Consider the following 23,219-nt stretch of genomic DNA (forward strand, 5'->3'; position numbering starts at 1 on the left):
CACCCTTCCCGGCAAGGCGAGAGCGCGGTAGGGTGGCCGAGTGTGTCCGACCATCCCACCCCGGAGGCTCCATATGGCTGAGGTCTTGTTGTTTCATCACGCACAGGGGCTGACGCCTGGTGTGCGTGCGTTTGCCGACGACATCAGGGCAGCCGGTCATATCGTGCACACGCCCGATCTGTTTGACGGGCGCACATTCCCAAGCATCGAAGCGGGGATCGCCTATATCGGCGAGATCGGATTCGACGCAATGCGGGAGCGCGGCGTCCGCGTAGCCGACCAACTGCCTGCCGAGCTCATCTATGCCGGGTTCTCGTTCGGGGTGCTGCCAGCGCAGAAGCTGGCGCAGACACGGCCCGGCGCCCGCGGGGCTCTGCTCTTCTATTCCTGCCTGCCTATCAGCGGCGAGTGGGCCTTCGGACCCTGGCCGGACGGCGTCGCGGTGCAGATCCACGGCATGGACAACGATCCGATTTTCGTCGGCGAGGGTGACATCGACGCGGCTCGCGAGATCGTCGCGAAGGTCGAGGACGCGGAGCTTTTCCTGTACCCAGGCGATCAGCACTACTTCGCCGACAGCTCGCTGCCGGCCTATGATGCGGATGCGGCCGCGGTGCTCACCCTCCGCGTGATCGACTTCCTGAATCGCGTCTGATCCAGACATTCCGCGGGAGATCCGGTTCGGCGCTGGTATGGCCGTCCGGAGATGGGTGCCGTTCATCCCGCAGCGCGGCTTTCGGCCCGGAGCGGACTATTCGGACGCCACGCAGAAATTGTTGCCTTCGGGATCGTTCAAGACCGTATAGCCATCCGCTTCCCGGACGAAGCTCGCTCCGAGGGATAGAAGCCGTTCTACCTCCTTGGCCCGATCGGGGGTGGAAATATCGAGATGAAGTCGGTTGCGGGCTGGGCGTTCCCCTTGGCGAAGGTGGAAGCAAAGGCGGGTTCCAGGACCTTCGACCATCACGGTCGGGTCAGTCTCGGTTGTCAGTCCGAGAGCGGCAAGACGGGCCAGTTCTTCGTCGTCATATGGCATCACCTCGTAGCCATCGAGCGCCTCCGCCCAGAACCGGGCGACACGCGAGGGAATGTCGCAATCAATGACGATTTCTTTCAGCCTTGCCATGGAGCCCTTCAAGACTTGTTGGGCCGGCGATGGCAAACGCGTTCGACAAGCGCGCCGCCGACTGCCGGCAGCAATGCGAAGAGCATGAGCTGCGGTGTCTCCGTCAGCGCCAACAGGCCAGATATAAAGAAGGCCACCAGCAAACCTGCCAGCGCCCCGGCTGCATAGGGCAGATAATCCTTCAAGAGAACCTCCTTGTGCTGATCTCAAACAGAAGGGGCATCATTGGCTTGAGATAGAGATCTCTGCGGTATCGGCAATGGCTGGTTGCGGCCGAACCTCACGTCGTCCGATCGGGTTATGCGGAATGCCACCACGTTGGGTTGCGGGACAGGTCGACCCAAACGACGTGAGCCGGTGCAGGTGTTTTGCAGGAGACGACCGATTTCTTTCGCGCTATGAAGACTGACCGCATATCCCGCCACATCGACACCGAGGTCCTTCCCATGGCTTTGAAAATCCTTTTCGTTGGCGGTACCGGCCAGATTTCATATCCGTGCGTCGCGCGCGCCGTTGCTCAGGGCCACCATGTCAGCGTCTATAACCGCAGTTTGAGAGGCGACCCATTGCCTGCGGGGGTTACCGCGATCGTCGGCGATCTCGCGGCACCCGCCTATGCGGACTTGGCCAAGGCCAATTATGACGTCGTGTGCCAGTTCATTGCCTTTACGCCCGATCAAGTCGCGCGTGACATCGATGTGTTTGCCGGGCACTGCGGCCAGTACATCTTCATCTCTTCGGCTTCGGTCTATGAAAAGCCGCCGCGCCACTATGTGATTACCGAGCAGACACCGGCGATCAACCCCTACTGGCGCTATAGCCAGGACAAGATTGCCTGTGAGACGCTGCTCAGGAATTCCCAGAATCTCGCCTGGACCATCGTCCGTCCCAGTCACACTGTTCGCACCGGCCTTCCCATCATGATGGGTGACAGCGATGTCATGGCAAGACGCATGCTGGATGGCGAGCCCACCATCGTGGCGGGCGATGGCCACACGCCCTGGACACTGACCCGCTCGGTTGATTTCGCGGTGCCCTTTGTCGGGCTTTTCGGCAAGCCGGCGGCGTTGAACGAGATCTTCCACATCACCTCCGACCGCGCTCATATCTGGGACGATATTCAAAAGACGATTGCCAGATTGTTGGGCGTCGAGGCCAGGATCGTACACGTGCCGACGGACACCCTGGTCCGGTACAATCCGGAGTGGGTTGGGCCCCTCCGGGGCGACAAGGCATGGTCGGCGATCTTTGACAATTCAAAGGTCAAAAGCGTGGCGGGCGACTTTACCTGCGCCGAGAGCCTTGAGGAAATTCTGGCGGAACCGATCATGCATCTCAAGCAGCGCCTGGCCAAGAACCGTCCGCCAAAGGGTGATCTTGATGCTTTGGTCGATCGGATCTGCACAGCACAAAGCGCTCTCGGCTAGGCAGGCCCTCGTAGAACAACTTTCCGAAAGAGACGACGCAGAAGGTCGTGCCTGCGCTGATCACCGGACTTGCGATGTCGCTGATTTCGACTGCCTGTCGGGTTGGCTGGAAAACAACCATACCGACCTCAACGACGGATTGAGCCGGCGACCGAAGGGTCGGACGAGGGTATCACGGCATGCCGTTCACAAAAAAATCCCAGCCTAAAACGCGTCCTAAAACATGATGGAGGTCGCGCCGGGTGAGGATCTCGGCAATGATGGTCATCCACTCGCCACTCCGATCCTATCAGGTCATGCTGTTCATTCCGCTTCCCTTCGTCGTTGCCCTTCTGCTGCTCGTCCTCTTCGTCGCCGTCCTCAGGCGCGACGAGGAGGCGCAGCCCAACCGGCCGTTTCTGGCACTGATCCTGCTCGCCGTGCTGCAATCCGTCCTCTCTGGGCTGCGCTGGGGCTACGGGGTGCAGGCTGTGGGCGTGATCGCGCCCGTCACAGCGGCGATGGTGCCGCCGCTTGCCTATGCCGGGGTTTCCAGGCTGGTGAGGACGAGCCGGCGGCCGCTGGCGGCGCGGATTGCGCTGCATGCCGTGCCCGCTGCCGTCATCCTCTTGTTGATGGTGGTCTGGCGGAGTGCGATCGATATCGCGCTGGTGCTTGTTTTCGTCGGTTATGCCCTGGCGATCCTGTTTCTGATGCGGCCGGGCGCGGATGCGCTTCGGCTTGCGCCCTTCGAGGGAGCGGTGCCGGCCTATCGGGCAATAATCTTCGCGGCGGTGGCGCTATGCCTTTCGGCCTCAGTCGATATCTTCGTCTTTTTCGATTTCACATGGGCGCATGGCGAGCATGCGCTGACGCTGATCAGCGTCAGCAATCTCGCGGTTCTCGTCATCCTCGGCATTGCGGCGGCCGCCGCCAGCCGAAGCCGGGCGCCGGCCGAGACGATGGAGGCGGCGCTGAAGCCCGAAACGACCGAGGACAAGGAGACGATCGCCACGGTGGATGCGCTGATGGAAGCAAGGAAGCTCTATCGCGACGCCAATCTCAATCTCGACCGGCTGGCCCGCAAGGCCGGCATTCCCGCCCGCCAGATCTCGTCGGCGATCAACCGGGCGATGGACAAGAACGTCTCGCAATATGTCAATGACTACAGGATCGGCGAAGCCTGCCGGCTGCTTGCCGGCAGCGAGAAATCGGTGACCGAGGTGATGTTCGAGGTCGGCTTCCAGACGAAGTCCAATTTCAACCGCGAATTCCGCCGCGTCACGGATATGACGCCGATCGCCTGGCGGCAGAAGAAGGGCGGAGCGGGGGGCTATCCGGCCTCCTCCTGAGGTGCGTCCTCTCAGCTCCCACGTCCGCAATCACCCGCCCTCGTGGTTCGAGACGGCCCCTTGGGTCTCCTCACCATGAGGGCTAATCGCAAGTGTCTTGCCGCGCTGAGTGATGGGTGTATCTCAGATCGTGGGAGGAAGCCTCCCACCGCATTCCAAGCTGCTACCTTTCTCCAGCCCCATCCTGAGGTGCCCCGTAGGGGTCTCGAAGGGCGAGGTTGGCCAACCGCGTCGCCCCAACAATGCGGATGTTGCGGTTGGTGCAGATCACCCCGCCCTCGTGGTTTGAGTCGGCTTTTCGGGCGCGCTCACCATGAGGGCTGACCCGGATGCCCCGCGCGTGCCACGTACACAATCGCGATCGAGGACTGCGAGAAACGTGTTCGAGGTCGCGATTTCAGCCGGACCGGCGATGCTTGCGGCATGAACACGACATCAGAACATGACCGAGACCTTGCCGCCAAGCTGAGATCGCTTTCGATCGAGCCCGCGGCCTTCAAGACAGAACTGCCGGAGCCCCATATCCGGCGGCACGTGATCCCTGGAGCAATGCTGGCCCTTGTGGCGACCGTATCGCTGGCGGTGTTTCTTTTCTATCGGCCCGAGGCGCTTGAGCGCATCGAGACCATGCTTGCAGGCTTCGCGAGCAGCGACCCTGCGATATACATTCGGGGAGCGGAGGCGCCGGCCGAGGACGGCGCTGCTGTCGAGCGCGGGCGGGCGTTGCCTGCCGATGAAGCAGCGAGCCCGGCCTTGCCAACCCGGGAAGTCACCGGTTCCGGCTATGTCGTGGCACCCGATATCGCCACCGTCTTTTCCAAATATGAGGGCCGGATCGTCGCCGTCGAGGTTGAGGCGGGCGACAGGGTCGTAACAGGCCAGGTGCTGGTGCGGCTCGATGATGCCGGCGCCCGCTTTGCGCTTCAGGGGGCCGAGATCGCCCGGCAATCGGCGGAGCTGGCGCTGACGGCGAAGACGATTGAATTGGCGCAGGCGCGGTCTTCCCTCACGCGCACCGAGCGGCTTGCCGGGCGCGATGCGATGTCGGCGCAGACACTGGAGGAGGCGAAGACGGCGTTCGACACTGCCGAAAATGCCGCCCTGCAGGCACGGCAGGACGTGGCCAAGGCGGGTCTCGATATCGACAGGGCGCGGGAGCAGGTGGAAGCGCTGACGGTCCGGGCGCCGATATCAGGCACCGTCACGCGGCTCGACGCGCATGTCGGCGACACCGTGCTGTCGCGCGAAGACAGCGTGCGGGAGAATGAAAGCCTGCTTGCGATTGCCGACATGGCAACCATGGTCATCGATGCCGATGTGGCCGAGGCGAATATCGCACTGATGCTGCCGGGCTTGCGTGGCGAGGCGGTGCTCGACGGCTTTCCCGATCGGCCTTTTGCGGTCGAAGTATCGAAGATCGCGCCGATGATTTCGCGGGAGAAGGGGACGGTGACGCTTCGCCTCTCACTTTCCTCACCGCCGTCAGACATGCGCCCCGCCATGGCCGCGCGCATCCGCCTTCTGGTGGGTGAGGCCGGGGATAGCACAGACCATCAGCAAGGAGCAGAGCAATGACCGACACTCAAGAACCCTATATCGCACTTCGCGGCGTCAGGAAGGCATTCAGGATCGGCGCGGAGACGATCCCGATCTTTTCAGGGCTCGACCTTTCCATAGCACGCGGCGATTTCGTCGCCGTCATGGGCCCATCGGGCTCGGGGAAATCGACGCTGCTCAACATGCTCGGCGGCATTGACAGCCCCGACGGAGGGGAGATCAGGATCGGCCGCAGCCATCTCGAGCAGATGGGCGAAGGCGCCAGGGCCGCCTGGAGGGCACACAGCATGGGCATCGTCTTCCAGTTCTACAACCTGCTGCCGATGCTGAATGCGGGCGAGAATATCGAGCTGCCGCTGCTGTTGAAGCCGCTCAAGCGGAAGGAGCGGCGGGCGCGCGTCGAGGCCGTGATGGGTCTGGTCGGGCTCTCCGGGCGGCAGCGGCAGTTTCCATCCAGCATGTCCGGCGGGCAGCAGCAGCGCGTCGGCATCGCCCGCGCCATCGTCACCGATCCCGACCTGCTGCTCTGTGACGAGCCGACCGGCGATCTCGACCGGAAATCGGCCAACGATATCCTCGAGATGCTGGGCTTTCTCAATCGCGAGCTTCAGAAGACCATCATCATGGTCACGCATGATCCCGAAGCCGCCTCCTTTGCCCGGCGCACGCTGCATCTCAACAAGGGCGAATTCGCCGAGGGGTCAGGCCGATGACCTTCTTCGAACTCATGCGGCGCAATGCCTGGCGCAAACGGTTGAGGACAACACTCTTGATGTTCTCGGTCGGCGTCGCCTTCCTGATCTACGCCCTGACGGCGAGTTTTCTCGGTGGCTCGCAAGGGGCGGAGGGCGCAAGCGATACGCTGCTCGGGGTCTTCAACAAAGCGGGCCGCGCCCAGCCGCTGCCGCTTGCCTATCTCAACAGGATCGCTGGGGATAGCGACGTCGCGGCCGTCGCTTACATGACGCGCATGCGGGGCTTCGTCGATGTCGAGACGAACGTGGTGATGACGAGCGCGGTCGATCCACAGGCGATTGCCGCGGCCAATGGCGATGAGCTCGGGCTGACGCCGCAGCTGATATCGGCACTGGAAGAGGGGCGCGACCGGGTGCTGGTCGGGCGGGCATTGGCGGAGGCGCAGGGCTGGTCGGTCGGCCAGCGCATCGGCGTCACCAGCCAGTTGACCAGGGAAGACGGCAGCCGCGACTGGAGATTCGAGATCGCGGGCATCTTCGAGGGTGCCGACGCCAGCACCGACACCTATTTCATGCTGGCCCGCTACGACGCGATCAACGCGGTGCGTGCGCGGGGCAAGGACACCGTCGATGGCTTCGTGGTGCGGCCGCGACCGGGCGTTTCATCCAGTGTGCTGACCACACGGATCGACGCGCTGTTTGCGAATTCGGCCGCACCGACAAGGACGCAATCGGAAAAGCAGTTCCTCGAGGCTTTCCTCCGGCAATTCGCTGATGTCGGCCTGATCGTCAGCCTCGTCGTCGGCGCGGCCTTCGTGACGATCCTGATGATCGTGGTCAACACCATGCTCTTTGCCGTGAGGGAGCGCAGCTTCGAAATCGGCGTCATGAAGGTGCTCGGTTTTTCCAGCGGGCGGATCATGGCGCTGATCCTCGGTGAGACGCTGTTCGTCTTCGCCGCCGGCGGCGCGGGTGGGCTTGCGCTTGCCAAGCTCGCGACGCTGTTTGCCGGGCCGGAATTCGGCCTCGCCTTCACCTCGTCGGTGCTGCTGAAATCCGTCGCCATCATCGCCGCCCTCGGACTTGCGACGGGGCTGCTGCCCGCCGCCAATGCCATGCGCCTGCCCATCGTCAACGCCTTCAGATCGAGATAATCCAATGTCATCAGCGCTTAAGCAGATCTTTCTCATGATCAGAGTCAATCTCGGCAGCCTGCCGCGGCGGCTATGGATCTCGCTGTCGATGGTGCTGTCGGTGGCGCTCGTGGTGGCGGTTCTTGCGGGTTTTCTCGCCATGGCGCGCGGCTTCGAGAGGGCGCTTGCCGACGCCGGCTCGCCGGAGATCGCGGTCGTCCTTGGCGGCGGCACCAACCAGGAGACCGGCTCGGACGTGCCGGCCGAGGCGATCCACAGCCTAAGTGCCATGACCGGCGATATCGGTGTGGCGCGCGACGCGGTGGGTGGATTGGCGCTGTCGCGCGAGGTCGTCGTTCCCGTTGATGTCATCAGGGCAAGCGACGGCGCCGAGCAGACACTGTCGTTGCGCGGCATGGATCCGGCGGGGCCCGGCCTGCGCGACCGCGCGTCGCTCTCCCAAGGGCGGCTGTTTTCGCAGGGCGCGCGCGAAATCGTCGTCGGCGCCCGCATCGCCCAGGAGTTCTCCGGATTCGCCATCGGCGACAGGGTGCGGCTTGGCGCTGTCGAGTGGAAGGTCGTCGGGCATTTCACGTCAGGCGGCAGCGCTTTCGAATCCGAGATCTGGGCGGATCTGGAGGCGGTGCAATCGGCTTTCGACCGGCAGGGTCAGGTGCAGAGCCTGCGTATGCACCTTGATGGGCCGGGTGGTCTGGGCGCGCTGAGACAGCATCTTTCGGCAATTCCCGGCGCTCCGCTCACTGCGGTCTCCGAGGCCGAACTCTATGCCGCGCAATCCGAGCGCACCAGCCGCCTCATTCGCCTGTTCGGCTGGCCCCTCGCGCTGCTGATGGCGGTGGGCGCAACGGCCGGCGCGCTGAACACGATGATGAGCTCGGTTTCCGACCGCACCGTCGAGATCGCCACGCTGCGCCTGCTCGGCTTCGGCCGCTTGCCGGCCTTCACTGCCACCTGGGTCGAGGCCGTGCTGCTGTCTGTCGCTGGGTCGGCGCTCGGCATCCTCGCCTCGTGGCTCGCCTTTAACGACTGGCAGGCAAGCACGATGGGCGCCAACAACACGAAGATGGCCTTCCAGCTCGACGTCACCGCCGACGTGGCACTCACCGCCGGGCTGCTGGGCCTTGCCATCGGCATCATCGGCGGGGCGTTGCCGGCGCTGGCCGCCACAAGGCTGCCGTTGACTTCGGCTTTGAGGGCGAGGGGGTAGAGGCTGGCTGCCCAAACCTTCCGGTGGGTCACATCATCACGGCGACCCGTCCTGATCGGACCGAAGGAGACATCCACAACAGGCGGAGCGCCACGGCCTCATCTGTGCACCCCACGGAAACTGTGGCATAACTGAGCCATGGCAATGAATGTCTTGGCGGTCCATCGCGACACGGTCGGGACGGAACAGGCGGCAGGCAATTCGCTTGCCGCCGCCTATTCCGTGGGCGTTCTCTGCTGGCTGCTGTCGGCCGGCGTCTATATCGCAGCGAAATGGGTTTCTACCGAGATGCCGCCCTGGGCGCTCTGCTTCTGGCGCGTGCTGATCGCCTTCGCGATCCTGATGCCGATCGTGCGCCGGCATTTCGGTGACATGGTCGCGCTGGTGCGGGCTCGCGCCCTCGAACTGCTTGTGATTGGCGGCATGGGACTCGCGATCTGCCAGGGCATGATTTTTGTCGGCCTCGAACATGCCGATGCCACCACTGCCGGCATCATCATCGCCCTGATCCCGATCATCACCATGATCCTTGCCCGCTTGATGCTGGCCGAGCCGATGGGACGCTGGCAGGTGATCGGATCGATCCTGGCCTTTCTCGGGATCGTGGTCATCATCATCAAGGGCAGTCCGGCCGCGCTGATGCGGCTCGATTTCAACCCGGGTGAACTGTGGATCGTCGCCGGCGCGTTCTGTTTCAGTCTCTATACCGTCCTGCTCCGCCGCGCGAAATTTGACATGAATCGCCTTGCGCTCCTGGTGCTGCTGCTCGGTGCGGCGGTGCTGACGGCGCTGCCCTTCTACTTGTTCGAGCTATTCTCAGACGAACGCTCGACGCTCAACGGCAGCGGGCTTATCGCGCTCGCCTATGTCGCGATCCCTGGCGGGGCGGTCATGTACTACCTCTTCAATCGCAGCATCGAGGCACTTGGGGCGGCTCGGGCCGGCGTCCTCCTCTACATTCAGACCATCTTCATAGCCGTGCTCGCCTATCTGATCCTCGGCGAGCAGTTGCAACGCTATCACCTCGAAGGCGCGGCACTCATCATCGCCGGCTTGCTTCTCATCATCCTGCTGAAGCCGAAGATCAAGGCCGAAGCGGCTACTGCATAATTCCTTAAATCAGGATCGATTAAAGGATAAAATTATGCAGCAATTCAAAGTGCTACAGCGTCCTTTGCGCGTCTGAAAAGACGCGCGGCGCTGTAGGGCCTGAGGTCTCCCCATCGCTGCGATATGGTTGCCGCTGACCTCGGCTTTGAGGGCGAGGGGGTAGGGTTTCACCTTGGAGTGCGCCTTGCTTACGCTCAAGGCGTTCGTCGCTGGCGCTCCTCCCTCCTGAGCGCAAGCGAAGGCAGGAATCACATGGAGCACAGACCGAAGGCGACCTGCGCCTCGCGCAAAAACGCCGCGATTTATTCACCTCGAAGTCGCCGATTTCTCGGCCCAAGTTGTAACTTTGGTCACGCCAGACAATAGCCTGTGGAATAAGGCGCGCGAACCCGCCCGCTGCCCCATTGACGACATCTTATCGCCTTCTTGCCGTGGCCGGTTGCCCCCCGCCGCATCCGATCGGCCGATCCCGGCGGCGACATAGCGATCCGACGAACAGGGCAACATGGCGATATGACAGTCTACTATGTGAACTCAGAAACTGGCTCCAACCGCAACAGTGGAACGGACCAGAAATCGGCTTTTGCGACTTTGTCCAAAGTGGAATCCTTGAAGCTGAAACCCGGCGACAGCGTGCTTCTTGCCAAGGGGAGCGTGTTCAACGAGCAGTTCGATATAAAATATTCCGGCACCGAGAGTGCGCCGATCAAGATCGGCAGTTACGGGACGGGTGCTGCACCCGTCATCCACAGCAGCGGCGACGGCATCCACAGTCTCTATGCCTCGAACATCGTCATCGAGAACCTGAAGATATCGAACACCGGAGGTGCGGGCATTTATGGCGGCAGTGTCACGAACTGGACGGTCCGCGACGTCGAGATCGCCAAGACGGGATTGTCGGAAAACGCAGGCGCCGTCACCTTCCGGAGCAGCAAGAACGTAACGGTCGAAGACAGCAAGATATCAGGCGTCAAGGGCGACGGCTTCTGGATCGAGAAGGTCGCCGGCATCAAGCTTCTCAACAATACCGTCACCAGCGCGAGCGGCTCGACGGCCGATGCCGTGCAAATGAACGACAGCAGCAACATTCTGATGAAGGGCAATCATCTCGACCAGACGCATGCCAGCAGCCCCAAGGGCGTCATCGCGCTCGTCAGGCCCACCAATGCGGTTGTCGAGGACAATGTGCTCACCGGCGGCGGCTTCGGCATCAGCGCGCAGGCGGGCAAGAACGTCGCCATCCGCGACAACGACATATCCGGATATCACGGTTACAGCTGGTCCTTCGCCGTCGGTCTCGGCGACCAGGGCAATGCGCGGGACTATGATATTTCAGGCAACCATATTCATGACGGCGCGTGGGGCGTTGCCGTCAGCGGCCCCAGCGGCGCCAGCTATACCCGCACGAATATCAAGGTCCACGACAATGTCTTCGACGACCTCTCGCAGGCGGCGCTGAAGGTCGATAGGCCCGCCTCCGGCTCCTTCACCAACAATACGATCGAGACCGGCACCAAGGCTACCGCCATATCGCCTTCCATCGTCGACGCGCATACCTTTACCGTCAGCGGCAACAAGACGGTCGCTAATGTCGAGACGACGCTTGCCGCCGCCGATACCAAGGTTGCCGCAGCGACGGAGGTGTCCGCGGATTCGGCGGTTGTCGCCGTCCATGACAATTTGAAGATCTTCACCGATACGGGCGACGCCCATCGCGGCAATCTCCTCGAAAACGACAGCTCGGACAATGACACCCTGGTGCTGCGCCGCTTCGGGGATGAAACCGTCGGCAAGCACGGCCTGACGCTGACTGGGGAATACGGTGAGATCCACGTGGACAGGGAAGGCAACTATGCCTACACGCTCGATGAAACGAAGCTTCCTGACCATAGCGGACATGTGAGCGAGTCGTTCAGCTACGGGATCAACGACGGAAGCTCGCATCACAGCGACGGGGATACGCTGACCGTTTTCATCCATCTGGATGGCTTGCTGAGCTGAGGTGAGTGTGCCTCGGCACTACGCGGGGAGGCGTTCCTCCCCGGGGAGGCGTGGACTCCCCCCGGGGAAGAGTTGCTCTCGCCACCAAATGGCTCCGCAGCGCCCCTCATCCGGCTCCTCCGGGTGAGGGTAAGGGGCTGCAATACGGCCTCAACCTTTCCGGCTTGCGACTGACCCGAAACAGGACGGTACGATTATCGTTCATTCACCTTTCGGTCGTTTTTTAGTAGATTGTTTTCGTATAAGTTGTAATCTCCAGGATACCGCCACCGCCAGGCGTTTCTCGGGACGAAGGCAGGCCCACAGGGTCTGCCAACCGCCGTGAAGGCAATATCGAAGGGCCCTCTCGTGGCCTTTAGCCCCAACCACATCCGATCCACGCGCCGCAGCCGATGCAGACGGTTGCGCGGCAATTCGAGAACAAGGCGACATGGCAATCTATTATGTGAATCCTGCGATAGGCTCCAACGGCAACAATGGAACGAGCGAAGACACCCCGTTCGCATCCTTCTGGGCAGTGGAAAACTTGAAGCTGCAGCCGGGCGACAGCGTGCTGCTCGCCGCCGGAAGCGTGTTCAACGATCAGCTCGACTTGAAATATTCCGGCACAGTGAATGCCCCGATCACCATCGGCAGCTACGGGGTCGGCGATGCGCCGGTCATCCATAGCCCCAATGACGGCATCCACAGCCTCTATGCATCGAACATCGTCATCGAGAACATCAAGATCTCCGACACCGGCGGCGCGGCCATCTATGGCGGCAGTGTTTCGAACTGGACGGTCCGCAACGTCGAGGTGGATCACACCGGACTGGCGGGCAAGTCAGGTTCCATCACCTTCAGGACCGGCTCGAACATCACCATCGAAAACAGCACGATCAACGACGTGAACGGCGACGGCGTCTGGATCGAAAAAGTCAACGGCGTCAATTTTCTCAACAACACCGTCACCAACGCCCACGGCACCGCGGCAGATGCCGTGCAGATGAACGACAGCAGCAATATCGTGATCAGCGGCAATTACCTCGACCAGACGGGCGCCGCTACGCCGAAGGGCGTCATCGCGCTCGTTCGGTCCGTAAATGCCTTGGTCGAGGACAACGCGATTATCGGTGGTGGCTTCGGGATCGGCGCACAAGCCGGCACCAACGTCACGATCCACGACAACGATATTTCAGGCTATGGCGGTTACAGCTGGTCTTATGCCATCGGTCTCGGCGACCAAGGCAACACGAGGGACTACGACATTTCAGGCAACTACATCCACGATGGTGTGTGGGGCGTGGTGGTCAGTGCCGCCGGCACGACCAGTTACGTTCGCGAGGGTATCGAGATCCACAACAACGTCTTCGACGACCTGTCGCAGGCAGCGCTGAAAGTCGACAGGCCGGCATCCGGTTCCTTCCACGACAATGTCATCGCCAGCGATGTCACGCCCTACAGCATATCTCCTGCCATCATCGCCTCTAACACCTTTCCTGTCAGCAACAACACGACGCTCGACGAGGCCCAGGCGACGATGCTTGCGAGCAGCGATAGTCTCGCGGTCGGCGATGTGACGGACACGGCGCCTGCGCTTGTCGCAACCCATGACAGCCTGAAAATCTCGTCCGATCTGGACGCCGCCCATTACGGCAATCTCCTCGAAAACGACAGCTCGGCCAACGGAACCCTGCTGCTTCGCCGTTTCGAGGGCGCATTCGTCGACAAGGACGGCGTGACGCTGACCGGCCAATACGGCACCATCCATGTCGACAGTGACGGCGATTACACCTATACGGCCGATGCGGCGAAGCTCGCCGGACTCAGCGGAGACGTGAGCGACACCTTCCACTACAAGATCTCCGATGGGACTTCGCTGCATTTCGACACGGATACGTTGAGCGTCTCCATCCATGTGGATGACCTGCTGAGCTGATAGGGATGCCGGCAGCAAATGGCGTTGCATCCGGCGGCAGTCCGCCCAGCCCTCGCGAAGTCTCATTGGTCGCCGAGCAGGATCCTGATGACGTCGACTTCGATTTCCGCGCAGATGATTTCATATTCGGTGATGATTGCGGGATCGGCCGATCTATCCCGGCGCATGCGATCGAGGACGGCGCAGGCTTCGCCGTAGGCGCCGCATAATTCATATAGATGGGGCTGGCTCGCCGCAACTGCTCTGATCGTTGCTCGCGTCGCAGGCAGCCTCATCATCAGCCTCGCCAGCCCCTGTTCCGCGGCTTGCCGGGTGAGGTGGGCTACGCCTTCTTTCCTGACCATGCCGTCATTCCTCGCTGCCTGTGTCCCGATCCAAGGGGGCACGCAATACTGATCCCCTGACTAGTACGCATGAATGCTGCATCTGGTTTCATGCCGGGGGAAGGATTAGAGCCTTTCCGGGTTAGATTGAAGCATTCTGCCGGAGCAGGTTTTCGTCAGGGCAAAGGCGATTGGCGAAGGGCATACCCCTTGGTACGTCCGAGCCGATCGCCTTTGATCCTGGTGGAAAGATGCCCGGCCCACCGGCCGCACCGCTTCGCCAAGGCGAAGCGATAAGTGCGTCCGGCGATTCTAAGGCTTGCAGATTTGCCAGGCAAATCTGCGGGAAGGTTGGCTGAAACGGGTCGGCTGATCGACCGGCCGGCTTGGCCGTAGAGCCGGGCTACGACACGCGCCGGCCGGTCGACCATCCGACTCCGTTTGAGCCAACAGAATGCTTCAATCTAACCCGGAAAGGCTCTTGGCGCAGTGCCGCAAACAGCCGGTGCTACCAGCGCAGCAGGCGGGGGCTGAGCAGCGCGCCGATTGCGCCGGTCAGCAGGATGCCGAGCGAATACCAGAGGGTGACGAAGGGCAGGCCGTTTTCCGTGCAGAACCAGGAATAGACCCAGGCGCCGGATGCACCGGCGGCAATGCCGGCGATGAAGCCTGTGATGCCGAGGTTGCTCGGGGCGCCGCCACGGAGAACCCAGGTATTTGCGATCAGGATCGGCATGGCAAAGGCAAAGATCAGCAGCGGGCAATGCAGAGCGGAGGAGCCGAGCACCAGCACGGGATAGCTTGCGGCCGGCGACAAAGCGAGCTGGATGACCGCCATGACGGCGAGGGCGAGTATGATGGCCGCGGCAATCCCGAAAAAGCGGTCCTCCGAGCCATCCGGGCGGGACAGGCGGTAAACGGCTGCGAAGGCGGCGATTGCAAGCAAGGCATTGTAGGCGGACTTGATCCAGAAGACCGGCAGCATCAGCGCCTGCGCCATATCGATGCGAAGGCCGAGGACGATAAGCATCAGCAGCAGCGAGACTGCCAGAGCTGGCAGGATGGCGAGCGCGAAGCGGCGCTCGAGCGCATGTCTCGACACCGGCTTCAGATCCCGGACAAGGCTGTCGATCACGTCCTCAGTCTCTCTCACATCCCACCTCGCAATCTTGCCGCCAGCGCCTTGATGCCCCTGTGGACGCCGACCTTGACCGCCGATTCCGACTGTCCGGTACGGCTTGCCGTGTCGGCCACCGACTGCCCCTCGAGCTTGACCTGACGGATAAGCTCCTGCTGGTGCTGCGGCAGGCCGTTCAACAGCCGTTCGACATCCATGCGCGCTGCAATCGCATCCTCCCTGAAGTCGTCTTCGATCTCCTCGTCCAGTTCCATTTCCGCCTTGTACCGGCTGCCATGCTTTCGGTGATGGTCGATCAGCTTGTAGCGGGCAATCGAGAAGAACCACGCGGTGAACGGCCGCTCCCTGTCATAGGTCGCCCGGCGCGAATGCAGCGCCAGCAACGTCTCCTGCACGAGATCTTCCGTGTCGGATTTCGCGGTAGTGCCGATCCGCCCGCCATAATAACCGACGAGCAGGGTTCGCAACGTCACGAGTAAACGCCGGTAGGCTGCCTCGTCCCCGTCGAGGGAAAGAAGCATCAGCATTTTCAGTGCTTGTTCCGAATGGGCGCTCGTCATGTCGTCTGCAATATCATTCGGGTGGATGACGCTTTGGTTACAGGCGGGTTCAAAAAACTTCCGGCGGCGGTGTACAGCGTCCTTAACGCGTCCTCAAAAGACGCGCGGCGCTGTAGCGCTATCACATAAGCGTGAGGCTGTAACCGCCTTCGCAAGGGGATCGAATTCAGGACTGTGAGCCGTCGGCGAGTGCTGGCGGACATGTCAATCGATCCGAGGAGACCCTCATGACCAAGATCCTTTCCAGCCTTGCCGCCTGCACCTTCGTTATCGGCCTGTCGCTTGCCGGCGCCGTCAGCGCCCAAAGCAGCGATGCCATGAAGAAAGACAGCATGAAGACCGACACGATGTCGAAGGACGCGATGTCCAAGGATGCGATGTCGAAGGACGCAATGGCGACCGGCAGCACCAAGGCCGACTGCATGCACAATGCCGGCATGGAGAGGGACACGATGAAGAAGGACACGATGATGAAGGCCTGCGACGCGATGAAGTAAGCTTTAACCGCGGCTGCTGAAACTATTTGGCCGGCGGCCGCGTCCTTTCTCGCGAAGACCTTTCATGTCGATCCGGAGGAACTACAATGGCCACGACCGATGCCGGCATGGCGAGCGGACGCACGCTCTTCTACCGCCATGGCCTGCTGGTGCGACTGTCGCACTGGGTAAACGTGCTGTGCATGACGGTGCTGCTGTATAGCGGCCTGCAGATATTCAATGCTCACCCGGCGCTCTATTGGGGCCAGTACGGCGCCGACAACGATCCGTCCTTCATTTCCATAGAGGCGGAGCAGGAAGGCGATGCGTTGAAGGGTGTCACGCGCCTGGGCGGATTGAGCTTCGATACGACGGGTATTCTCGGGGTTTCGAATGTCGACGGCGAGGCTGCGGTGCGCGGTTTTCCGAACTGGCTGACCTTGCCGAGCTACCAGGATCTGGCATCGGGCCGACGCTGGCACTTCTTCTTTGCCTGGCTGTTCGTCATCAACGGCTTCATCTATCTCGCCTATGGTTTTGTCAGCCGGCATTTCCGCCGCGATCTGCTGCCGGCGGCCGAAGAGCTGAAGCCTTCGCATCTCGGTCGCGAGATCGTCAATCACGCCAGGCTGCGCTTTCCCAGGGGGGCCGAGGCCCGCCACTATAATACGCTGCAGAAACTCGCCTATGTCGCTGTGATCTTCGTGCTGCTGCCGTTGATGGTTGGAACCGGGCTTACCATGTCGCCGGGCTTCAATGCGGTTGCGCCCTGGCTGCTCGATCTGTTCGGCGGTCGGCAATCGGCCCGCACGCTGCATTTCCTGACCGCCTTCTCGCTCGTCGCCTTCGTCGCCGTCCATGTGGCGATGGTGCTGGTCTCGGGCGTGTTCAACAATCTGCGTTCGATGGTCACCGGTTATTACGACATCGGGAAGGGAGGAAAGTCATGAGCCGCATCATCACCAGACGTCGCTTTCTGATCGGCGCGACCATGACGGCATCGGCGCTGGGGCTCGCCGGCTGCGATGCCCTCGTCGAAAACGAACGGACGAAATCGGTGCTGAAGATCGCTGAAGGCCTCAGCATGAAGACGCAGCGCTTGCTGCTCGGCGACGACGCACTCGCCCGCGAGTTCACCGAAGCCGATATCTCGCCGACCTTCCGCGCCAACGGCACGAGCATGCCTGATAATGCCCGCTATATCGACTGGATGAACCAGCGGTTTTCGGGCTGGAAGCTCGAGGTCGGCGGGCTGGTCGACAAGCCGATGCAATTGTCGCTGGCGGAACTGAAAGCCCTGCCGGCCCGCACGCAGATCACAAGGCATGACTGCGTCGAGGGCTGGAGTGCGATCGGCAAATGGACCGGCGTGCCGCTCGGTGCGCTGCTTCAGACGGCGGGCCTGAAACCCGAAGCCCGCTACATCGTCTTTCACTGCGCCGACGAATACGAAAAGACGCTCGACGGCAGCGGCTGGTATTATGAAAGCATCGATCTCGTCGATGCGTTCCACCCCCAGACGATCCTTGCCCACAGCATGAACGGTCGCGATCTCGAAGTCGCCCATGGCGCGCCGCTCCGGCTCCGGGTCGAGCGCCAGCTCGGCTATAAGCAGGCAAAATACCTGACCGGCATCGAAGCCGTCGCCGATCTCGGCCAGCTCTACGGCGGCAATGGCGGCTTTTGGGAGGATCGCGGTTATGAATGGTATGCGGGCATATAGTCCCCGACCGACATGCCGACCTTGACGCTTTCCTCGTGTCGGGTTCCACGGCCGGAGAGGTCGTCGTGATCGAGGGTGCGTAACCCCGCCGCTGCCGCGCTCAGGCAGAGAGGCCGATGGTGATGGTGGCGGACAGCACGCCGCTATCGAGCTTTTCGAAATCGAACATGTGGACGGCCGCATCCTCCGGGATGAGGCCGTCCTCGTCGTTGCGCGTATCGCGGGCAGGGCGCCCGAGATAGTCGGGATGCTCACCATAGATGATATCGCTCAGCACATCGTCGAAATAGATCTGGCTGACGAGAAGCTCCTTGCCCTCGACGAGGATACGGCAGTGAACATGCGGCGTGCGGCCCTTGTACCATCCGGGATAGGCCGTCAAAAAGCTTGCCTGCCCCTTGGCATCCGTCAGCTGACGGCCGCGGAAGGCAAGACCGCTGATCGCCTCGGCATCGCCGAAGGTGCACATCTCCGCAGCCTCGCGGCCGGAATAGATGCCGCGGTGATCGGTATGCCAGATTTCGATATCGGCATTTTCGACCGGCCGGCAATCTGTCGCCTGGACGATCCGAACGGCCAGCCGCAAAGGCAGCCCGGCCTTTCCTTCCGAAACGTCCTGACGGGCCGGGACATTGTTGACGTGGCAGGGGCCAAGGGTCTGGGCGACGGTCACAACGCAATTCGGACTGGTACGGAAGAGCGGCTCAGGCAGATTTTCCATGGCAACCGACTTTGTGCCGCCGCTTACGAAATCCGTTCCCTTCCAGTCGAATGTCCTGGCGGCAACAACGACATGCCGCCGCGGCCAGACCGCCACCGCAGCCACCGATGATGCGACAATGGCCGCACCTCCAAGCACAAGGGTCCGCCTCTTCATCTGTCTTCCTTTACCTCAAGACGCAGGATTTAAGGTGGATGCGCAGGAAACTCCAATTAAATCTGAGCAGAAAGCTTTATGCCTGTCAGCTCACCGAGCTTGTCCATGAGCTGGAAAGCCGGATCCAGAGCGTCGGCGGCTGGCCTGTGCCGTTCGCGGTGATACCAGTAGCCCACCGCTGGTTCTGGCGGCGGTATCGTCGCTGACCGCGAGCTATGGGATCTTCCTTTCCTGCGACCCTTGCTCCGGAGATCGAAGCCGGGAGCGTCGGTGAAGCAGGCATTTTCCCAGCGCGTCAACGATCAGTCTGACATAGACAGCCAGTCGGTGTATCGCAGCGAACCCGCCCGTGCCTCCTTTCGCGGCAGCAATGTGTCGTCGTTCAGTTCGACGCCGTAGTAGCGCGCGCTGTCGTCGGTCGTGCCCTCGCGCATGTCTTCGTTTGCTGTGAGATGCATACGGGCAATTTCGTCGAGGCCGAACTGGTCGGGGCCGCAGATCTCTATCGTGTCATTCCCTGCCGCTCCCATCGCCAGTTCGGCCAGGATTTCGGCAACGTTATCGGCAGCGATGGGCTGTATGTAAGCCGAGGGAAGCCGGAAGCCGTCTCCCTCTGCCGCCATGTCGATCACGCCGCCGATGAACTCGAAGAATTGCGTGGAATGGAGGATGGTATAGGGCCGCCGCGCTGCCCGGATGAGATTTTCCTGCACCATCTTGGCGTGGAAATAATCGCTTTCGACAAGGCGAGGCGTTCCCACCACGGAAAGGGCGATATAGTGGCCGACGCCGGCATCGGCAGACGCCGCCAGCAGATTGCGGGTGGAAGCCTTGAAAAACCCCAGCGCGGAGCTGTCGCCGAATGACGCGGCGTTGGTGACGTCGATGACGACGTCGGCTCCTGCTGTGACTGATCTCAGGCCTTCTCCCGTCACGCTGTCGACTCCTGTGAGAGACGGGGATGCGCTGACCACTTCGATACCTGCCTGCTGGAGATCCTCGACGAGCCGCGTGCCGATGCGCCCGCTCGCTCCCATGACCGTGATTTTCATCTGCTTGTTTCCTCTGTTGTGCTCGCTTTTTACTCGACGTCATCCTCGGCCTTGTGCCTGACATTTGCTGCACCCGCTCCAGATGCTCGGGACAAGCCCGAGCATGACGAAAGAGGAGTTGGCGGCGTCAACGACGCACCGCCTCGCCGCCACCCGCTGAATGTCATTCCACCGGCATAACAACCGGAGCGTCCTTGTTCTTCAGCAGCACGACGATGAACTTGGCCGGTTCTGATGTGCTTGCATTGCGGCTGACGAGATGAATGTCGGAAGGACCTTCGTAAAACGTTTCTCCCGGCTTCAAGGTAACTTCCTTTTCACCCTTGACCTGCATCACGATCGAGCCCTCCAGGACATAGACGAAGGCATTCGCCTCATGTTTGTGAATTGGCGAGGAACCTCCCGGCCCATACTCGACCGATATCATCAGCCCCTCCTTGCCGGGATAATTTGGAAGGTCTTTTTTCATGAGCGGCGTGACGGCTGCGCCGTCTTCGGCGGCAACCGCCAAAGTGCCGAGCAGGCAAACCGCGGCGGACACACATAGCGATAACAAAGCTGATTTCATTGTGGTCATCCCTCTGTTTGTTGAATGCGGATCTGGGTCTGGTGCCTGGATTTACGTCGGCCGTTGGGACTGGCGAAACCAATCCGCAAAGCCGATCTTGCCGAGCCTTGCGCCCTCGTCGGGGACGAGCGAGTGATCGTCCAGTTCAGACCCGAAGTAGCGCGCATGAACGTCCGGCTTGACCGTTCTGGGATCGTTGATCGCCTTCAGATACCGGGCAACGATCTCGTTCATCGGCCCGCGCTCAGGCCCGGCAATCTCGATCGTGCCGTTGATCGGTCTTGCAAGTGCTGCATCCGCCATCGCATCGGCAACGTCATCAGATGCGATCGGCTGGAAGGCCGCAGGAGAAAGACGCGCGACGGTGCCGGTGGTGGCTTCGTCGGCGATGCCCTTCAGGAATTCCAGGAACTGGGTGGAATGGACGATCGTGTAGGGGATGGGCGATGCCTTGATGAGCCTCTCCTGGGCGAGCTTGGCCCTGAAGTAGCCATTCTCCGGCAGCCGTTCCGTTCCGACGATCGAAAGCGCGATATGATGCTTCACGCGCGCCTTGGCTTCGGCGGCGAGCAGATTGCGGCTCGAGGTTTCGAAGAATTCGAGCACCGCCTTGTCTTCCCAAGACGGCGAGTTTGCCAGGTCGATGACGACGCCAGCGCCGGCGAGCGCATCCGCCAGGCCTTCCCCGGTGATGGTGTTGACGCCGGTGCTTGGCGAGACGGCCAGCACCTCGTGACCTTTAGCGCGCAGACGCGCCGCGGTCTTGGACCCGATGAGCCCGGTGCCGCCGATAAGAACGATTTTCATGACGAACCTCCCTGTTGACGCCCTTTCGGGCCAGATGTCTCAGATCTAGATCACGCAAATCGGAATGAGCCGCGAAAGACGTTTGAGGCTGGACAAGTCGAAGTCGCCTTAGATCGTCGCCATGGCTGAGGTCAGCCGAGACCGAACCTGGCATCGCGGTGCCGGGCAGAATCCTCCTTAATGCGATCAGGCGCAACTCAAATGGCGAGAGGCGTCGAGATTCAGCATCGCCACGTGAGATGCGCCGGGCGGCGGGTCATTGAGGCATGATTGAGGTGAGGGCGGTTCCAACCAAGATCAATAGGGCTAGCCCTCAAGGAAATCGCTAAGTGTAGACCGCGCGTTGATAGCACAAAGCGAAAATTGTCTCCGGCTGCCTTTGGAGCAGCCGTTGCCAGGCCGGCGGCGTTTGCAGCGCCACGCGTCTGTTCAGATGTGCAAGAACGCTGTAACACTTTGAATTGCTGCATTCTTCCCTAGATCGATTTCGATTTAAGGAAGAATGCCGTAGGCATCCAAGATTAGTTTGCGAGCCGGGGCAGAGGCATATGGAACCAACCCACTTGTTCGAGCTCGTCATCGCGATGTTTCTTGCGATTATCGCGCTGCACTATGCGGCCCACAGGCTCGGATTGCCGCCGTCCGTCGCGTTGCTGACGGGTGGTGCTTCGCTGGCTTTTGTGCCGGGGCTGCCGGCGATATCAATTGATCCCGGGCTGGTGCTGGTCATCTTCCTGCCGCCGCTGTTGATGGACGGCGCCTGGTCCATTGCCGCCGGGCGGTTGCGGCGGCATGTGATCGGCATCGCCTCGCTTGCCGTCGGCGCGGTGTTCTTCACCTGCGCGGTCGTCGCCGTTGTGGCCCACCTCATCTTTCCGTCGCTTCCCTGGGCGGCGTGCGCTGCCCTTGGCGCGATCGTTGCGCCGCCTGATGCGGTTGCCGCGCGCGCTGTGCTGCAGCGGGTCAGGCTGCCGCGGCGGCTTCAGATTCTGCTGGAAGGCGAGAGCTTGCTCAACGATGCGAGCGGCTTGGTTCTCTTCCGCTTTGCCGTTGCCGCTGCCGCAACGGGCGCTTTCAGCGCGGGGGAGGCGGCCGGCAGCTTCCTCGTGCTGGCTCTCGGCGGCGCCGTCGTCGGCATCGTTGTGGGAACGGCATGGTACAAACTCGTCCGGCGTCTCGGCGACGAATATCTCATCATCGCGGCCTCGGTGCTGCTCGGCTGGATTGCCTATCTGCTCGGCGAGCAGCTGCATGTTTCCGGCGTCATCGCCACGGTTACCGCCGGCCTGATCATGAGCTGGCACCAGCACACCGTGCTTTCAGCCGCAATGCGCATGCGCGGCATCTCGTTCTGGACGGTGATGATCTTCCTGATGGAAGCGGCGGTGTTCATCCTGATCGGGCTGTCGCTCCGGGATGTCGTCGAACGCGGCGGCGGCTTTGCCACCGTGATCGCGACCATGGGATTGCCGATGCTGGCGATCCTTGTGGCGCTCGTGCTCGCGCGTTTTGCCTGGGTCTTCGCCGCCGATTTCGTCATCAGGTTATGCACTGCCCTGAGGTTCACACGCGCCGCGCCGCTCGGCGTCGGCGGCGCCACCGTTCTCAGCTGGGCGGGCGTGCGCGGCGTGGTGACGCTTGCTTTGGCGCTGAGCTTGCCGGAAGGATTTCCCGGCCGCGACTTCATCCTCGTGACGGCCTTTGCCGTCATTCTCGGAACCGTGCTCATACAGGGCACGACATTGGGGCGGGTGATTGCCTGGGCGCGGCTGGTGGAGCCGGAGTCGGAAAGAGCGCGCCTGACGATGAGCCAGGCCGAAGCCGCCATGGCGCAGGCGCAGTTCGGGATCGTCCAGAGCCTGGCCTATGACGCGGAGGGGAAACTCATCCATCCGCAATTGCTGGAGCGCTACCAGCGCCGGGCTACGTCGATCGTCGACTATGCCGAGAGAACCGAGCACTACGTACCGATGCTGCATGCGCACTTCGACGTCGTTCTCGAAGCAGTTGCCACGGGACGTCGGGAACTCATCCGCCTCCACCGCGCCGGCGAGATCGATGATGAGACGTTGCGCGAGCTGGAACGGGATCTCGATCTCGAGGAATTGAGCGCGATCTCGGCCAAAGCCTGATGTTCAGCGCCTCGCGCTTTCGCCATCATCGTCAACG

At 61.8% G+C, this 23,219-nt stretch carries 23 protein-coding genes; 14 read left to right on the forward strand and 9 right to left on the reverse strand.

The features are described 5' to 3' along the window. The first annotated feature begins 73 nt into the window (after positions 1-73). Entirely contained in the window at positions 74-655 is a 582-nt protein-coding gene (locus A6U98_RS22215) for a dienelactone hydrolase family protein (protein ID WP_064652791.1), read from the forward strand. A 96-nt stretch (positions 656-751) separates the two neighbouring features. On the opposite strand, the gene A6U98_RS22220 is transcribed toward A6U98_RS22215, so the two are convergent. Both A6U98_RS22220 and A6U98_RS37245 read right to left on the reverse strand, forming a co-directional pair. Next, entirely contained in the window at positions 752-1,126 is a 375-nt protein-coding gene (locus tag A6U98_RS22220) for a VOC family protein (RefSeq protein WP_064652793.1), read from the reverse strand. A gap of 8 nt (positions 1,127-1,134) precedes the next feature. After that, the gene (locus A6U98_RS37245) at positions 1,135-1,311 is read right to left on the reverse strand and encodes a hypothetical protein (protein ID WP_197496423.1); all 177 of its coding nucleotides are present in this window, start codon (positions 1,309-1,311) and stop codon (positions 1,135-1,137) included. Positions 1,312-1,572: 261 nt separating this feature from the next. On the opposite strand from A6U98_RS37245, the gene A6U98_RS22225 reads away from it, so the two are divergent. From A6U98_RS22225 to A6U98_RS22265, 9 genes are all read left to right on the forward strand, one after another. Beyond that, a complete protein-coding gene (locus tag A6U98_RS22225; protein WP_064653065.1) occupies positions 1,573-2,553 on the forward strand; it encodes an SDR family oxidoreductase in 981 nt (326 codons plus the stop codon). A gap of 257 nt (positions 2,554-2,810) precedes the next feature. After that, positions 2,811-3,884, forward strand: coding sequence for an AraC family transcriptional regulator (locus A6U98_RS22230; protein ID WP_082933968.1), 1,074 nt, complete (start codon positions 2,811-2,813; stop codon positions 3,882-3,884). Positions 3,885-4,238: 354 nt separating this feature from the next. Continuing rightward, positions 4,239-5,459 (forward strand): efflux RND transporter periplasmic adaptor subunit, encoded by a 1,221-nt coding sequence (locus tag A6U98_RS22235; protein WP_064652794.1) that lies wholly within the window; start codon positions 4,239-4,241, stop codon positions 5,457-5,459. Next, the gene (locus tag A6U98_RS22240) at positions 5,456-6,154 is read left to right on the forward strand and encodes an ABC transporter ATP-binding protein (protein WP_064652796.1); all 699 of its coding nucleotides are present in this window, start codon (positions 5,456-5,458) and stop codon (positions 6,152-6,154) included. The genes A6U98_RS22235 and A6U98_RS22240 overlap by 4 nt, the downstream gene beginning before the upstream one ends. Next, a complete protein-coding gene (locus A6U98_RS22245) occupies positions 6,151-7,290 on the forward strand; it encodes an ABC transporter permease (protein ID WP_064652798.1) in 1,140 nt (379 codons plus the stop codon). The genes A6U98_RS22240 and A6U98_RS22245 overlap by 4 nt, the downstream gene beginning before the upstream one ends. Before the next feature lie 4 nt (positions 7,291-7,294). Continuing rightward, positions 7,295-8,497, forward strand: a complete 1,203-nt coding sequence (locus A6U98_RS22250) for an ABC transporter permease (protein WP_064652800.1) — start codon at positions 7,295-7,297, stop codon at positions 8,495-8,497. A gap of 138 nt (positions 8,498-8,635) precedes the next feature. Then, a complete protein-coding gene (locus A6U98_RS22255) occupies positions 8,636-9,607 on the forward strand; it encodes a DMT family transporter (protein ID WP_064652802.1) in 972 nt (323 codons plus the stop codon). Positions 9,608-10,120: 513 nt separating this feature from the next. Beyond that, complete coding sequence (locus A6U98_RS22260) at positions 10,121-11,608, forward strand: right-handed parallel beta-helix repeat-containing protein (RefSeq protein WP_064652804.1); 1,488 nt, start codon at positions 10,121-10,123, stop codon at positions 11,606-11,608. Between the two features lie 430 nt (positions 11,609-12,038). Further along, entirely contained in the window at positions 12,039-13,526 is a 1,488-nt protein-coding gene (locus tag A6U98_RS22265) for a right-handed parallel beta-helix repeat-containing protein (RefSeq protein WP_064652806.1), read from the forward strand. Between the two features lie 62 nt (positions 13,527-13,588). On the opposite strand, the gene A6U98_RS22270 is transcribed toward A6U98_RS22265, so the two are convergent. From A6U98_RS22270 to A6U98_RS22280, 3 genes are all read right to left on the reverse strand, one after another. Beyond that, on the reverse strand, positions 13,589-13,870 hold the full coding sequence (locus tag A6U98_RS22270) for a hypothetical protein (protein ID WP_064652807.1): 282 nt from the start codon (positions 13,868-13,870) through the stop codon (positions 13,589-13,591). A gap of 487 nt (positions 13,871-14,357) precedes the next feature. Further along, on the reverse strand, positions 14,358-15,002 hold the full coding sequence (locus A6U98_RS22275) for an NrsF family protein (protein ID WP_064652809.1): 645 nt from the start codon (positions 15,000-15,002) through the stop codon (positions 14,358-14,360). Next, positions 14,999-15,547: a sigma-70 family RNA polymerase sigma factor gene (locus tag A6U98_RS22280; RefSeq protein ID WP_029870530.1), complete on the reverse strand. Its 549-nt coding sequence runs from the start codon at positions 15,545-15,547 to the stop codon at positions 14,999-15,001. Before A6U98_RS22280 ends, A6U98_RS22275 begins: the two co-directional genes overlap by 4 nt. A 227-nt stretch (positions 15,548-15,774) precedes the next feature. Here A6U98_RS22280 and A6U98_RS22285 point away from each other — a divergent pair, with 227 nt between their 5' ends. The 3 genes from A6U98_RS22285 (at position 15,775) to A6U98_RS22295 (ending at position 17,746) form a co-directional block, all read left to right on the forward strand. Then, on the forward strand, positions 15,775-16,044 hold the full coding sequence (locus tag A6U98_RS22285) for a pentapeptide MXKDX repeat protein (protein WP_064652810.1): 270 nt from the start codon (positions 15,775-15,777) through the stop codon (positions 16,042-16,044). An 86-nt stretch (positions 16,045-16,130) separates the two neighbouring features. After that, positions 16,131-16,973, forward strand: coding sequence for a cytochrome b/b6 domain-containing protein (locus tag A6U98_RS22290; protein ID WP_064652811.1), 843 nt, complete (start codon positions 16,131-16,133; stop codon positions 16,971-16,973). Then, positions 16,970-17,746, forward strand: coding sequence for a molybdopterin-binding protein (locus tag A6U98_RS22295; RefSeq protein ID WP_064652812.1), 777 nt, complete (start codon positions 16,970-16,972; stop codon positions 17,744-17,746). Before A6U98_RS22290 ends, A6U98_RS22295 begins: the two co-directional genes overlap by 4 nt. 100 nt (positions 17,747-17,846) lie before the next feature. Here A6U98_RS22295 and A6U98_RS22300 read toward each other — a convergent pair whose 3' ends face one another. The 4 genes from A6U98_RS22300 to A6U98_RS22315 all read right to left on the reverse strand — a co-directional run bounded on the left by A6U98_RS22300 (position 17,847) and on the right by A6U98_RS22315 (position 21,050). Continuing rightward, entirely contained in the window at positions 17,847-18,623 is a 777-nt protein-coding gene (locus A6U98_RS22300) for a protocatechuate 3,4-dioxygenase (protein WP_064652813.1), read from the reverse strand. A 302-nt stretch (positions 18,624-18,925) separates the two neighbouring features. Continuing rightward, positions 18,926-19,675: an SDR family oxidoreductase gene (locus A6U98_RS22305; RefSeq protein WP_064652814.1), complete on the reverse strand. Its 750-nt coding sequence runs from the start codon at positions 19,673-19,675 to the stop codon at positions 18,926-18,928. 163 nt (positions 19,676-19,838) lie between these two features. Continuing rightward, positions 19,839-20,243: a cupin domain-containing protein gene (locus A6U98_RS22310; protein WP_197496424.1), complete on the reverse strand. Its 405-nt coding sequence runs from the start codon at positions 20,241-20,243 to the stop codon at positions 19,839-19,841. Positions 20,244-20,294: 51 nt separating this feature from the next. Beyond that, complete coding sequence (locus A6U98_RS22315; RefSeq protein ID WP_064652818.1) at positions 20,295-21,050, reverse strand: SDR family oxidoreductase; 756 nt, start codon at positions 21,048-21,050, stop codon at positions 20,295-20,297. 548 nt (positions 21,051-21,598) lie between these two features. Between A6U98_RS22315 and A6U98_RS22320 the strand changes: the two genes are divergently transcribed. Continuing rightward, positions 21,599-23,182, forward strand: a complete 1,584-nt coding sequence (locus A6U98_RS22320) for a Na+/H+ antiporter (RefSeq protein ID WP_064652819.1) — start codon at positions 21,599-21,601, stop codon at positions 23,180-23,182. Positions 23,183-23,219 lie beyond the last annotated feature (37 nt).

This window comes from Rhizobium sp. WYCCWR10014 (genome assembly GCF_001657485.1).
In the GTDB taxonomy this organism is placed as follows: Bacteria; Pseudomonadota; Alphaproteobacteria; order Rhizobiales; family Rhizobiaceae; genus Rhizobium.

Excerpts from the sequence above, each read along its gene's own strand:
- A6U98_RS22260 (WP_064652804.1), top strand. The coding sequence starts at position 10,121 with ATGACAGTCTACTATGTGAACTCAGAAACTGGCTCCAACCGCAACAGT.
- A6U98_RS22315 (WP_064652818.1), bottom strand. The coding sequence starts at position 21,050 with ATGAAAATCGTTCTTATCGGCGGCACCGGGCTCATCGGGTCCAAGACC.
- A6U98_RS22300 (WP_064652813.1), bottom strand. The coding sequence starts at position 18,623 with ATGAAGAGGCGGACCCTTGTGCTTGGAGGTGCGGCCATTGTCGCATCA.
- A6U98_RS22255 (WP_064652802.1), top strand. The coding sequence starts at position 8,636 with ATGGCAATGAATGTCTTGGCGGTCCATCGCGACACGGTCGGGACGGAA.
- A6U98_RS22240 (WP_064652796.1), top strand. The coding sequence starts at position 5,456 with ATGACCGACACTCAAGAACCCTATATCGCACTTCGCGGCGTCAGGAAG.
- A6U98_RS22220 (WP_064652793.1), bottom strand. The coding sequence starts at position 1,126 with ATGGCAAGGCTGAAAGAAATCGTCATTGATTGCGACATTCCCTCGCGT.
- A6U98_RS22305 (WP_064652814.1), bottom strand. The coding sequence starts at position 19,675 with ATGAAAATCACGGTCATGGGAGCGAGCGGGCGCATCGGCACGCGGCTC.
- A6U98_RS22215 (WP_064652791.1), top strand. The coding sequence starts at position 74 with ATGGCTGAGGTCTTGTTGTTTCATCACGCACAGGGGCTGACGCCTGGT.
- A6U98_RS22250 (WP_064652800.1), top strand. The coding sequence starts at position 7,295 with ATGTCATCAGCGCTTAAGCAGATCTTTCTCATGATCAGAGTCAATCTC.
- A6U98_RS22225 (WP_064653065.1), top strand. The coding sequence starts at position 1,573 with ATGGCTTTGAAAATCCTTTTCGTTGGCGGTACCGGCCAGATTTCATAT.
- A6U98_RS22280 (WP_029870530.1), bottom strand. The coding sequence starts at position 15,547 with ATGACGAGCGCCCATTCGGAACAAGCACTGAAAATGCTGATGCTTCTT.
- A6U98_RS22245 (WP_064652798.1), top strand. The coding sequence starts at position 6,151 with ATGACCTTCTTCGAACTCATGCGGCGCAATGCCTGGCGCAAACGGTTG.
- A6U98_RS22270 (WP_064652807.1), bottom strand. The coding sequence starts at position 13,870 with ATGGTCAGGAAAGAAGGCGTAGCCCACCTCACCCGGCAAGCCGCGGAA.
- A6U98_RS22310 (WP_197496424.1), bottom strand. The coding sequence starts at position 20,243 with ATGAAATCAGCTTTGTTATCGCTATGTGTGTCCGCCGCGGTTTGCCTG.
- A6U98_RS22230 (WP_082933968.1), top strand. The coding sequence starts at position 2,811 with ATGATGGTCATCCACTCGCCACTCCGATCCTATCAGGTCATGCTGTTC.
- A6U98_RS22320 (WP_064652819.1), top strand. The coding sequence starts at position 21,599 with ATGGAACCAACCCACTTGTTCGAGCTCGTCATCGCGATGTTTCTTGCG.
- A6U98_RS22265 (WP_064652806.1), top strand. The coding sequence starts at position 12,039 with ATGGCAATCTATTATGTGAATCCTGCGATAGGCTCCAACGGCAACAAT.
- A6U98_RS22285 (WP_064652810.1), top strand. The coding sequence starts at position 15,775 with ATGACCAAGATCCTTTCCAGCCTTGCCGCCTGCACCTTCGTTATCGGC.
- A6U98_RS22290 (WP_064652811.1), top strand. The coding sequence starts at position 16,131 with ATGGCCACGACCGATGCCGGCATGGCGAGCGGACGCACGCTCTTCTAC.
- A6U98_RS22295 (WP_064652812.1), top strand. The coding sequence starts at position 16,970 with ATGAGCCGCATCATCACCAGACGTCGCTTTCTGATCGGCGCGACCATG.